This is a genomic window from Microbispora hainanensis (assembly GCF_006874475.1).
GTDB classification, from domain to species: domain Bacteria; phylum Actinomycetota; class Actinomycetes; order Streptosporangiales; family Streptosporangiaceae; genus Microbispora; species Microbispora hainanensis.
The window spans coordinates 1-12255 of record NZ_VIRM01000095.1 but is presented as its reverse complement, the minus strand read 5'-3'; the positions used below and the strand labels follow the sequence as shown (position 1 = coordinate 12255).

Sequence of the window (12255 nt, the reverse complement as noted above, 5' to 3'; positions counted from 1 at the left end):
CCCCGGGTCGCGTCGCGAGGAGGCCGTCGTAACTCGATGGCCGGAAGGCGGTCGCCTGTGGCACGGTATGGGCGTGTCCGAGCAGATTCCGGCGCCTCGCAGCGTGGACGAGGCCATCGCCGCCGAGCAGGCGGGCCGCGCCCCGCGCTACCTGTACTTCTGGGGCCACCGGCCGGCCCGCGACGGCGGCATCGGTCCCGGCTGCCTGTCGCAGTGGTGGCCCGCCGCCTTCACCGAGGACGGCCACACCTTCGCCTCCGCGGAGCACTACATGATGGCGCACAAGGCCTGGCTGTTCGGCGACGAGCAGACCGCCGAGCGCATCCTCGCGGCAGGCCACCCGCGCGAGGTCAAGCAGCTCGGCCGCGTCGTACGCGGCTTCGACGACCAGGTCTGGGTCGCCAACCGGTTCGACATCGTGGTCCGCGGCAGCACCGCCAAGTTCGGCCAGAACCCCGAGCTGTCGCGCTTCCTGCTCGCGACCGGAGACCGGGTCCTGGTGGAGGCCAGCCCGCTCGACCGGATCTGGGGCATCGGCCTGGCCGCCGACGACGAACGCGCCGCCAGCGCCTCGACCTGGCAGGGCCTCAACCTGCTCGGCTTCGCCCTGATGGCGGCCCGTGACGCGTTGAAGCCCGGCTCGTGAACGCGGACACCGCGCCGCTCTCTTCCGCGTGATGTGACGGCGCCGTCCCACGTACGACGCCGCCCGCGCATCTCCGGACTAGACGAACCGCCACAGGTGGTCGCCCGTGCCGTTGTCGTCGGCGAGCATGATCTGGGCGCCCTGGGCGGTGGAGCCGCCGCTGACGCCGAGGACCCGGCCGCCGTTGGCGCACTGGATGCGGAAGTATCCGTTGGATCCGTACCGCAGCCGCCACCGGTGGTCGGCGGTGCCGTTGTCGGCCCACTGGAGCACCCGCGCCCCGGCGGCCGTGCTCGCGTTCTCCACGCCGAGCACCTTGCCGCTGTTGGAGTTGCGCAGGCGCAGGTAGCCGCCCGAGTCCACGACGGCGGTCCACAGGTGGTCGGCCGTGCCGTTGTCGCCCCACTGGATCACCAGGCCGCCGTCGGCCGTGGACATGTTCTGCACGCCCAGCACCAGCCCGCTGGCCAGGTTCTGGATGCGCCGGGCGCCGTTCGGCACGAACCGCCACTGGTTGTCCGCGCTGCCGTTGTCGGAGTCCTGCACCGCCTGGGTCCCGTTGGCGGTCGAGGCGCCCTGGATGGCCAGCAGTTTGCCGCTGTTGACGTTGCGGATCTTGTGGGAGCCGTCGCCGACGTCGGCGATCGTCCAGCGGTGGTCGGCGGTGCCGTTGTCGCTCCACTGCAGGACGCGGGCGTTGTCGCTGGTCGACATGTTCTCCACCCCCAGCACCTTGCCGCTGTTGACGTTGCGCAGCCGTACGGCGGTGCCGTCGACGACCAGCTCCCAGTCGTGGTCGGCGGTGCCGCTGTCGGTCCACTGCAGGGCGAGACCGCCGTCGGCGGTGGACATGTTCTGGATGCCGAGAACGAGCCCGCTGGCCGCGTTGACCAGCCGGTAGCTCGCGCTCCCGCCTCCGCCGCCACCGCCGGCGGTGTTCCAGTAGACCGTGTAGTTGTACCCGTGGGCGTCGTGGAACGGGCCGAGGGTGACCGGCGACCCGTTCGCGGTGGCCGTGAACGTCAGCCCCGTGGTGCCGGTGCGGCTGATCGAGGAGGTGTCGAGGGCGGGCAGCGCCGACAGCGCCGTGTTGCCGTAGTTCCCCGCCAGGACGACCGGGCCGTACGTGATCGCCGCGACGTTGGGGTTGTCGTTGGCGGCCTTCATGACCACGCGCATCGGCAGGCGGACCGTGACGGTGTCGCCGGAGGCCCAGACGCGGGTGAGGGTCGCGTAGGAGCCCGGGGTGGTGTCGACGTTCTGCTGCTCGCCGTTGACGCTGATCGTCGCCCCGGTGGCCCAGCCGGGGATGCGCACGCGCATCGGCCACGACCCGCCGGCGTTGCCGTCGACCTGCAGGGTGACGGTGTCGCTCGCCGGATAGGACGTGGTCTGGGTGACCGTGATCCCCCGCTGGGTCCAGTTCAGCACCGACGGCGTGAACAGGTTCACGATCAGGGTGGTGCCGTTGTAGAAGTACACGGAGTCCATCAGTGCCGTGTTGACCTCCACCCCCGTGCCCTGGCAGCACCAGAAGGAGGTGTAGTCGGTGCTGTAGGTGCCGCCGCCCCACGCCGGGCCGACGCCGCGGCGGCCGCCCGGCTTGAGCGGCGTGAAGTAGGTGACGTGCCCGTGGCCGTCGGACGGGTTCTGCGCGCCGATGATGTGGTTGAACAGCGCCTGCTCGTAGAAGTCGAAGTACGCCGCCCGGTTGGGGTCGAGCAGCCACAGCTCACGGGTCAGCTTGAGCATGTTGTAGCTGTTGCAGTGCTCGCAGGTGTCGTTGGTGAGATACCCGGCGATGGCGTTCGGGGCCCGGAAGTGCTCCGCCTGGCTGTTGCCGCCGATCGCGTACGTGTGCGCGCCGACGGTGATGTTCCAGGCGTTGGTGGCGATGTCCCGATAGCGGGTGGTGCCGGTCGCCTTGTATTCGCGGGCCGCGCCGATCCACTTGGGCACTTGGGTGTTGGCGTGCAGGCCGTTGAGCTGGTCCTGGCCGGCCGCGAGAGGGGTGAACACGGCCGCGTGGTCGAACCGCTGCGCCACGGTCAGCCAGCGGGCGTCGCCGGTCTGCTGGTAGAGGTCGGTGAGCACCGCGTTCATGCCGCCGAACTCGGTGCCGAGCATGGCCTGCATCTGGCTGCCGCTCAGCCTGCCGGTCCGCCAGTCCACCCATCCGGCCAGCGCCAGGAGCACGTCGCGCGCCTGGGTGCTGCCGATATGACGCCACACGTCGAGCAGGCCGGCCATGGTCTTGTGGACGCAGTAGTACGGCACGTTGCCGTTGCTCAGCGTGCGGGCCTCGAGCGCGGAGAAGTCGGACTCGGGGAAGCCGGACAGATATCCGGCGTTGAAGCCGGCGGCGCCGTTGTTGGCCTGGCATTTGGCCAGCTCGGCCACCATGTAGGTGGCCTTGTCCCGGCAGGTCGTGTCGCCGAGCACCGCCCACGCCTGCGCCCACGCGGTGAGGAAGTGCCCCTGGACGTGGGTGCGGAACGGGAAGTTCGGGGCGTCCCATCCGCCGTTCGTGGCCGCGCCGCCGGTGGACAGGCGGTGGTTGGCCCGGAAGTTGTAGAGCAGCCGATTGACGTCGACGAACCGCAGGTAGGACAGCGTCCGGTTCTGGTTGTCCAGCCAGCGGCCCCCTGTCAGCCGCACCTGGCCCAGCTCGAAGGCGTACGCCGACACGCCGATGTCGGGCCGGGCCGGCGCGACATCGGCCTGGGCGGCCCGCGAGCCGGCGACCTCCCCGACTGCGGACGCCACGACGGCCGCGCCGGCGGCGTGGAGCAACCTGCGTCGGCTGAAGGATGAGGGCGGCACGTGTCCTCCTGAACATCTGCGTAGTGTTAGCGCTACCAAAATCGCGCATTCGCCATCCCCTGCCGGATGACGTCGAACGAGGCGCGGGACACCCGCGGAACAACAGGCTTTCCTCCTGTCGTGGGGAGCATGTGGTGGGCGGCGAAACCGCCGCCCACCACCGCTCCGACAGGAGACCACCCGGGCTCAGTCTGGGAACGCGTCCCGAAAACTGTCAAGACCGTGCCAGAAAGTTTCGCGCGACCGCGCCCTACAGAGACTCTCCTACCTGCGGTGATGGAAAAGCCGTCGTGGCAACGTTCCGGAAAGCGTCCATCCATGGCGGGATCCGCTGAAACTTTCAACCGCGCGCGCGTCATAGCCGGCGACCCCGGCCCGGTAAGGGCAGGCGGCGCGGCATCCCGCGAACCGTACGCGCCGGAGCCCCCTTGACGGGACCCGCGGGGTCGTATTTGCTCCGCCGCACACCCATGAGCAACCGGCAGGAGGACCGGCCCGGCGCGCGATGTTATCGATAACAGCAATCGGCCCCGCGCCGAGGGCGACGGGCCGGCCACGGACAAGGAGTCAGATGCGCAGGATCGTTGGATGGGCGCTGGCGGCGGTGCTGGCCGCCGGGTCCCTGGTCGTGACCGGCGGCATGACGTCACCGGCCGCCGCGTTGGACAACGGGCTCGCCCGTACGCCCCAGATGGGGTGGAACGACTGGAACAGTTTCGGCTGCAACGTCAACGAGAACCTCGTGCGGCAGACCGCCGACGTCATGGTCTCCAGCGGCATGGCGGCGGCGGGCTACACGTACGTCAACATCGACGACTGCTGGTCGACCAAGAGCCGCAACGCCAACGGCGACCTGGTGGCCGACCCGCAGAAGTTCCCCAACGGGATGAAGGCCCTGGCCGACTACGTCCACTCCAAGGGACTGAAGCTCGGCATCTACTCGTCGGCGGGCACCACGACCTGCGCGGGCTATCCGGCCAGCCTGGGCTACGAGCGGCGGGACGCCGCCCTGTGGGCCTCCTGGGGCATCGACTACCTGAAGTACGACAACTGCGGCGACCACCAGGGCAAGAACGGGCAGCAGCGTTACACGGCGATGCGTGACGCGCTCGCCGCCACCGGGCGTCCGATCCTGTTCAGCCTGTGCAACTGGGGCCAGGAGAGCGTCTGGACCTGGGGCATGCAGACCGGCAACTCCTGGCGCACCACGGGCGACATCCAGGCGAACTGGAACTCGGTCATGGGCATCCTGGACCAGCAGGTCGGGCTGGAGGCCTACTCGGGGCCGGGCGGCTGGAACGACCCCGACATGCTGGAAGTCGGCAACGGCTCGCTGACGGCGACCGAGGCCCGGGCGCACTTCAGCCTCTGGTCGCTGCTGAACGCGCCGCTCATCGCGGGCAACGACATCCGCTCGATGAGCGCGGAGACCCGCACGATCCTCACGAACACGGAGGTCATCGCCGTCAACCAGGACTGGGGCGGCAGACAGGGCCACAAGATCAGCGACAACGGCAACCTGGAGGTGTGGCGCAAGCCGATGGCGAACGGCTCGGTCGCCGTCGTGCTGCTCAACCGGGGCAGCGGCACCGCGACCGTGTCCACCACCGCCTCCGCCCTCGGCCTCGGCGCCGCCGCCTCCTACTCCGTACGCGACCTGTGGGCGCACACGACCGGCTCCTCGTCCGGGACGATCAGCGCGTCAGTGCCCGCGCACGGGGCCGCGATGTACGTCGTGAGCGGAGGGGGGCTGGTCACGCCGTCTCCCACGCCCACTCCCACCGGGACGAGCGCGATCAAGGGCGTGGGGTCGGGCCGCTGCCTGGACGTCGCGGGGGTTTCGCAGGCCAACGGGGCCCAGGTGCAGATCTGGGACTGCAACGGCCAGTCCAACCAGCAGTGGACGCCGACCGCCTCGGGCGAGCTGCGGGTCTACGGCAACAAGTGCCTGGACGTGTACAACGCCGGCACCGCCGACGGCACCAATGTGATCATCTGGGACTGCAACGGGCAGAACAACCAGAAGTGGCGGCTCAACTCCGACGGCAGCATCACCGCCGTCGGCGCGAACAAGTGCCTCGACGCCTACAACGCCGGCACCGCCAACGGCACCAAGGTCATCATCTGGACCTGCAACGGCCAGTCGAACCAGCGCTGGACCCGCGTCTGACCACACCGTAACGTCACCGGGGCGTCCTCGCCGAGGGCGCCCCACTGGGCGCACTCCTCCGACCTCCACTCCTTTACACTGCTAGACATCCGATGTATGCGGCCTCGTTCGCGAGGAAACAGTGGAGGAGGCTCCGTGGCGGTCACGGACGCGGCGATCGACAAGATCAAGCAGATGATCACGTCGGGCGAGCTCGCTCCGGGCGATCGGCTGCCGAAGGAGGCCGATCTGGCCGAACGGCTCGGCCTGTCCCGCAACTCCCTGCGGGAGGCCGTCCGCGCCCTCGCCCTGATCAACGTGCTCGACGTACGGCAGGGCGACGGGACGTACGTCACCAGCCTGCAGCCCCACCTGCTCCTGGAGGCGATGTCGTTCGTCGTGGACTTCCACCGCGACGACACCGTGCTGCAGTTCCTTGAGGTGCGGCGGGTGCTGGAGCCCGCGGCCACCGCGATGGCCGCGCTGAACATGTCCGACGAGGATGTCAAGGAGCTGCGTGCCATCCTCGACGCGCTGCCCGGCGATCCCAGCGTGGAGGAGCTGGTCGCCAACGACCTGCGGTTCCACCAGCACATCGCGGCGGGGTCGGGCAACCCGGTGCTGTGCTCGCTGATCGACAGCCTCTCCGGGCCGACGACGCGGGCCCGGGTGTGGCGCGGCCTCACCCAGGAGGGAGCGCTCGACGACACCCGGGAGCAGCACGTGATGATCTGCGAGGCGATCGCGGCCCGGAGGCCGGAGGTGGCCAGGGCGTGGGCCACGGTCCACGTCGCGGGCGTCGAGGAGTGGCTTCGCCGCACGCTCTGAACCCGCGCGCCCCGCGGCGCCTACGGCGACGCCCTGGACGTTCACTCCGGGCCGTCTTTCGCGTGCCGTCGGTGGGCACCGCCAACGCAGGCAGCTTCACCGGAGGAACGCTGCCGCATCTCCAGATCGACCTTGCCCGTGCCCCGAAGACCCTCACGTTCATCTACGGCGTGCTGATCTCGCCCATGCTGCTCGGGATCGAGGTGGCGGCCATCACCGCGGCCGCGGTTCTCATCCACACACGCGTGTCAGCCGGACGGTGACCCCGGCCAGAGGCTTGCGTAAGAGCGTCCCGTGCCGCCATCGGTGTCTCGCAGCTCCCAGCCCTGCGGAGCCTCGTGCAAGTCGTTGACGTCGGCGACCCTCGCCCGGTCGAACCGCGTGCCGTTGAGGAAGTGGCAGTCCGAGGGCCGGGCCGCCCTCCTCGCCGGACTTTCCGCCGGAGCCGGGGGGCGGGCGCCGCGGGGTTTCCCCCGGGTCACGGGGCCTCGATTCCGCCGTCCGGCCGCCGCACCCGCGCCGCCCAGCGCTCGTGCAGGTGGGTGACCGGGGGATGCCGGACGGCCGCGGCCTCGTCGATGTCGATGCCCCATCCGGGCCGATCGCTGGGGTAGAGGTAGCCGTTCACCGGGCTGATGGTCCCGGGGAAGACCTCGTGCACCGCCTCGGGGTAGACGTGTCCCTCCTGGATCTGGAACGCCGGGGAGGTGACGTCGAGGGCCACGTTGGCGGCAGCGCCGATCGGCGACACGTCCGCGGGCGCGTGCCAGGCCGTGCCCACCCCGGTCAGCTCGCACAGCGCCACCAGCTTGCGCGCCGGGGTGAGGCCGCCGACCGCGGAGACGTGCAGGCGCAGCAGGTCGACCCCGCCGTCCTTCACCAGGCGGGCCGCGTCGGCGACCGACGCGACCTGCTCCCCCGCCGCGATCGGCATCGGCGCGGCCTCGCGCACCTCGGGCAGCCGGTCGTACAGCTCCGGCGGGATGGGGTCCTCCAGGAAGAACAGGCGGTACGGCTCGAGCGCCCGCGCCAGCGCCACGGCCTGCTTGACGGTGAGCCGGGAGTGCACGTCGTGCATCAGGCCGGGCTCCTCCCCCAGCTCGGCCCGGGCCCGTTCGAACAGCTTGGGGGTCTCCCGCAGGTAGCGCTGCACGTCCCAGCCGTCCGGGTACGGCGAGGCGGGGTAGCCGCCGGGAGATCCCGGTGCGCCGTAGTTCCCGAGCCCGGGGGCTCCCGTCTGCAGCCGGACGTTGCGATAACCGTCCGCCAGGATCGCGGCGGCGTTCTCGATCGTCTCCTCCACGGTCGCCCCGCCCGCATGCAGGTAGGTGTCGGCCGCCGCGCGCACCCTGCCGCCGAGCAGCTCGTAGACCGGCATGCCGGCCCGCTTGCCGGCGATGTCCCACAGCGCCTGGTCCACGCCCGACAGGGCGCTGTTGAGCACCGGCCCGCCGCGCCAGTAGGAGGACAGGTGGACCATCCGGGCGATGTCCTCGATGTCGGCGGGGTGCCTGCCGATCAGCATCGGCCCGACGTGCCGATCCACGGCCGCGGCCACGGCGTGGAAGCGCTGGGTGAAGGTGGCGCAGCCCAGGCCGTACAGGCCGGGGTCGCTGGTGTCGACGCGGACGACGACCAGCGGCACCTCTTCGGGGGCCGTCACGATCGACCGGACCGCGGTGATCCGCAGGCCGTCGCGGGCCGGCCAGGGGGCCTGCGTCTCCGGCATGACCGCCATGCCGTCGATGGGGCGGGTCACGACGCCTCCCCGGCTGCGGGAATCGCCGCGAGGTGGATCACCGCGTCGACGTCGTCGAGCGCCTCACGCATCGTCTCCGGGCCGTCGGCGCGCCCGGCGTCGACGCGATCCGCCCTCAGGCCGCCGGGATCGCGCAGGTCCGGTGCGCCGGCCGGCACGCCCTCCCGGGCGAGCAGGTCGAGCGTCGCCCGGCCCACCCGCCCGGCGGCGCCCGTCACCAGGACCCCGCGCGTCAGCTCCGCCATGTGTCCCCCAGTTCTGGTCGGTCCGCAAAACGATTTGTGTACGGCCAGAGCAGCATGCGTGCGCCCGGCGACGGGAGTCAAGGTCATATCCGCCGACCGGCCACAACGGTTGACGCGGTCGTGCGCCGCCTCGTACCAGAGGCGGCGCCACATGACGGCGCGGACAGCACGAGCCCGCCCGGTCTCGGCCCGTCGAATCCGCGTCCTCGTGAAACTTCCATCGCCCGGTGCGGGGGTGTGGCTGCTCAGCGCGTGCCCGCGGTGCTCCGGCGAACCGCGTTCTTGTTCCCCGCCCCAGGTCTTGGCCAGCGTTGCCCCTGGCCGCTCGACGGGTGCTCCCCTCGCATCCGGCGGCCTCAGGACTTCCACGAACCCCCAGGGACCCGAGAGGAGACCCGTGCGAACGCGAACGCTCCCGATCGTCCTCGCCGCGGCGCTCGCCCTGTCGATCGGCGCGGCCGGGCAGCTGCCCGCCCTCGCGGCGGCCGACGGCCCGGCGCTGACGGTGGACACCACCACCGGGCGGCACCCCATCAGCCCGTACATCTACGGCATGAACTTCGCCGACGAGGCGCTGGCCAAGGAACTGCGCCTCCCGGTGCGCCGGTGGGGCGGCAACGCGACGACCCGTTACAACTACCTGTACGACACCAGCAACCGCGCCTCCGACTGGTTCTTCGAGAACATCGCCGAGGACAACCCCGACCCGTCGAAACTGCCGGACGGCTCCACCGCCGACCAGTTCGTCGAGCAGGACCGGCGCACCGGCACCTCCACCATCCTCACGGTCCCGCTGATCGGCTGGGTCCCCAAGGGCCGCGACGGCTCCTGCGGGTTCTCCGTCGCCAAGTACGGGCCGCAGCAGCAGACCGACCAGTGGCGTCCCGACTGCGGCAACGGAGTGAAGCCCGACGGCACGAAGATCACCGGCAACGACCCTCACGACACGAGCGTCGAGGCCGGCGCGGAGTATGTGCAGGACTGGATCGGCCACCTCACCGGCAAGTACGGCACCGCCTCGGGCGGCGGCGTGAAGTTCTACAACCTGGACAACGAGCCCGACATCTGGCACAGCACCCACCGGGACGTCCACCCCGAAGGCGCGAGCTCGATCGAACTGCGTGACAAGGCCTACCTCATCGGCGCCGCCGTGAAGGCCGCCGACCCCGGCGCGAAGACGCTCGGCCCGGTCGGCTGGGGCTGGTCCTCCTGGGACTACTCCGGCCTCGACCAGGAGACCTGCGGCCGGACCAACTGCTGGTCGAACCCTCCGGACAAGGAGGTCCGCGGCGGCCTTCCGTTCACCACGTGGTACCTGCGGCAGATGAAGAACTACGAGGACGAGCACGGCCTGCGCGTCCTCGACTACTTCGACGAGCACTTCTACCCCCAGGGGTCCGGCATCGCCTTCGGCTCCGGCGGCGACCCCACCACCGACGCCCTGCGGCTACGCTCCACCCGCGCGCTGTGGGACCCGTCGTACACGGACGAGAGCTGGATCAACACGCAGGTGCGGCTCATCCCCCGGATGAAGGAACTGGTGGCCGCCGAGTATCCCGGCACCAAGACCGCCATCACCGAGTACAACTGGGGCGCCCTCGGCCACATCAACGGCGCCCTCGCGCAGGCCGACATCCTCGGCATCTTCGGCCGTGAGGGCCTCGACCTCGCCACCCTGTGGGGACCGCCCACGGCCTCCCAGCCCGGCGCGTACGCCTTCCGGATGTACCTGAACTACGACGGCAAGGGCGGCCGGTTCGGCGAGACGGCCGTGGGTGCGACCAGCGCCGACCAGGGCAAGCTCGCGGTGTACGCCGCCGAGCGGGCCTCCGACGACGCGCTCACGCTCGTCGTGGTGAACAAGACCGGCGACGACCTGACCAGCCAGGTCGCCGTCACGGGACGCGACGGCGGCGCGACCGCGCAGGTCTACCGCTACGGCGCGGCCGACACGTCGGCAATCAAGCGCGACGCCGACGTGCAGGTCGGAGCTAGCGGCTTCACCGGCACGTTCCCGGCAAACTCGATCAGCACCATCGTGATCCCCGCCGGCTCCGGCCCGTCGCCCTCGCCGTCGCCCTCCGTCTCGCCGTCACCCTCTCCGTCGCCGAGCCCGTCCCCCTCGCCCTCTCCCTCTCCGTCGCCCAGCCCGTCGCCCAGCCCGAGCCCGTCGCCCAGCCCCTCCCCGAGCCCCAGTCCGTCCCCCAGCTCCTCGCCGACGCCGGCCGCCGCCTGCACGGTGACGTACACGGTCTCCAACCAGTGGCCCGGCGGCTTCCAGGCCGCGGTACGGATCGTCAACCGGGGAACCACGGCCGTGAAGGGCTGGAAGCTCGCCTGGACGTACGGCAACGGGCAGGCCGTGACCCAGTTGTGGGACGGCTCCTACACACAGAGCGGGTCGAAGGTGACGGTGACCAACGCCAGCTACAACGCCACGATCGCGGCGAACGGAGGCAGCGTGACCTTCGGCTTCCTCGGCCGCTGGGACAACGCCAACCCCGCGCCCAAGCAGTTCACGCTCAACGGCTCGCCCTGCGCGACGAGCTGAGGCACTGACCCCCTGACACCTGGCCCCCTGACACCTGGCCCCGGTGCCGGCCCTTCCCCGCCGGCACCGGGTCAGTCCACCATCGCGCCCTTGTCCCGTCCGCACGCGCTGACGTCGCCGTGCCGCCCGCACGCCTTGACGAGGGTGAAGTCACGCCAGACGGCCATCGGGGAGGAGACCGTCTGGCCGTCGCGGGCCACGGTGAAGGGCCCACACCGATGCCAGGGGCCGCCACCCGGCGGCCAGACGTCCAGCCAGACCGCGTCCCCCGGTCGCGTACGGCCGGTGAGGGTGGCCCAGTAGTGCCACTCCCCATCTGGGCCCGCGTCCCCGCGCCAGAGCGTGACGTGCGCCTCTCCCGCCCATTTCGCGCTCGTCGCCGAGTACACGCGCGTGACATTCCGCACTGTCAGAGGGTCCGGCAACGGCCAGGCGCCGCAGTCGATCGGCCGATCACCCCCGGGACCGGCGGAGGCCGCGCCGGACGACGAAGGAAAGGCCAGGAGCACGCTCGCGGCGATCACTGTGGCGGTCCTGCCCCACCTGCTTCGATCCACCCAGCCGAGTATCGACGACTCCCTGTCAACATTCAATCGCACAACGTGATCGCACAGCGGCTCCGGACCGAGGTCGCCCAACTCGGCGAGCGACTGGAGTTGACGCGCGGCAGGCGTCTGGGCCTGCCCTGGAAAAGCCGATGGTCACCACAGGAGCCGCGGCGGGGCTGGAGGTTGCGACACCCGCTGCCGCGCTTGCAGAAGGAAACCCAGAAGGGCCCGGGATCGCCGCCAGCGCCTTCGATGTAATAAGTCGCGAGGTGGCGGAGATTCGCATACCTGCCGTTGACATGGCGACTTGCCGGAGACCGGGCTAGGGAATTGGTTCTCCCGACCGTAAGCGCTGGTCAATGAGGTATTCGACGGGAGTCGAGAGACACCAGCGAACCGCGACAGCTACCAGGACAACCAGGCAGATCGCCACAACCCAGCGATAGAGAATAATGGGCTGATCTGCCCCCTTCCTTGCGCGGAGACCCGCAAGCGCGAGTCCGATCACGGCGGCAAGGCCGGCCAAGGGGAAGTTGAGCCAGAACATGAGGAGGCTGAGTCCCGCCGCGACCTGCGCGGCCAATTCCACCGTGTGCGTCGTTCGCACATCCGGTTGCCCCAGACGAGGCATGTCCAGCCCTCCTGATGTTCTTAGCTCAGGGCATTCGACGCGGGCTATCCGCTGCAGGGGCTTCCCCTCAGAGTA

The 12255-nt window shown here is 70.5% G+C and carries 9 protein-coding genes; 5 read left to right on the top strand and 4 right to left on the bottom strand.

The window, feature by feature from the left end; translation table 11 throughout:
* A partial coding sequence (locus tag FLX08_RS39095) for an NADAR family protein (protein WP_425280669.1) occupies window positions 1-646 on the top strand: 646 nt, incomplete at its 5' end.
* A gap of 78 nt (window positions 647-724) precedes the next feature.
* Here the strand turns inward: FLX08_RS39095 and FLX08_RS39090 are convergent.
* Window positions 725-3469 carry a beta-L-arabinofuranosidase domain-containing protein gene (locus FLX08_RS39090; RefSeq protein WP_142625304.1) on the bottom strand — a complete coding sequence of 915 codons (2745 nt, stop codon included), beginning with the start codon at window positions 3467-3469 and terminating at the stop codon, window positions 725-727.
* A 571-nt stretch (window positions 3470-4040) separates the two neighbouring features.
* Here FLX08_RS39090 and FLX08_RS39085 point away from each other — a divergent pair.
* The 3 genes from FLX08_RS39085 (at window position 4041) to FLX08_RS39075 (ending at window position 6709) form a co-directional block, all read left to right on the top strand.
* Window positions 4041-5639, top strand: coding sequence for a lectin (locus FLX08_RS39085; protein ID WP_142625303.1), 1599 nt, complete (start codon window positions 4041-4043; stop codon window positions 5637-5639).
* A gap of 135 nt (window positions 5640-5774) precedes the next feature.
* Complete coding sequence (locus FLX08_RS39080; protein ID WP_142625302.1) at window positions 5775-6446, top strand: FadR/GntR family transcriptional regulator; 672 nt, start codon at window positions 5775-5777, stop codon at window positions 6444-6446.
* A gap of 71 nt (window positions 6447-6517) precedes the next feature.
* A complete protein-coding gene (locus tag FLX08_RS39075; protein WP_142625301.1) occupies window positions 6518-6709 on the top strand; it encodes a hypothetical protein in 192 nt (63 codons plus the stop codon).
* Between the two features lie 215 nt (window positions 6710-6924).
* Here the strand turns inward: FLX08_RS39075 and FLX08_RS39070 are convergent, their stop codons facing one another.
* Both FLX08_RS39070 and FLX08_RS39065 read right to left on the bottom strand, forming a co-directional pair.
* The gene (locus tag FLX08_RS39070; RefSeq protein WP_208761961.1) at window positions 6925-8205 is read right to left on the bottom strand and encodes an enolase C-terminal domain-like protein; all 1281 of its coding nucleotides are present in this window, start codon (window positions 8203-8205) and stop codon (window positions 6925-6927) included.
* Window positions 8202-8450, bottom strand: a complete 249-nt coding sequence (locus FLX08_RS39065) for an NAD-dependent epimerase/dehydratase family protein (RefSeq protein WP_142625300.1) — start codon at window positions 8448-8450, stop codon at window positions 8202-8204. Before FLX08_RS39065 ends, FLX08_RS39070 begins: the two co-directional genes overlap by 4 nt.
* A 397-nt stretch (window positions 8451-8847) precedes the next feature.
* Here FLX08_RS39065 and FLX08_RS39060 point away from each other — a divergent pair, with 397 nt between their 5' ends.
* The gene (locus FLX08_RS39060; RefSeq protein ID WP_208761960.1) at window positions 8848-11001 is read left to right on the top strand and encodes a glycoside hydrolase family 44 protein; all 2154 of its coding nucleotides are present in this window, start codon (window positions 8848-8850) and stop codon (window positions 10999-11001) included.
* 71 nt (window positions 11002-11072) lie between these two features.
* Here the strand turns inward: FLX08_RS39060 and FLX08_RS39055 are convergent, their stop codons facing one another.
* Window positions 11073-11558 (bottom strand): hypothetical protein, encoded by a 486-nt coding sequence (locus FLX08_RS39055; RefSeq protein WP_142625298.1) that lies wholly within the window; start codon window positions 11556-11558, stop codon window positions 11073-11075.
* Between the last annotated feature and the right edge of the window lie 697 nt (window positions 11559-12255).

Bases quoted from the DNA above. Each gene is read 5' to 3' on its own strand.
- FLX08_RS39085 (WP_142625303.1), top strand. From the start codon at position 4,041: ATGCGCAGGATCGTTGGATGGGCGCTGGCGGCGGTGCTGGCCGCCGGG.
- FLX08_RS39065 (WP_142625300.1), bottom strand. From the start codon at position 8,450: ATGGCGGAGCTGACGCGCGGGGTCCTGGTGACGGGCGCCGCCGGGCGG.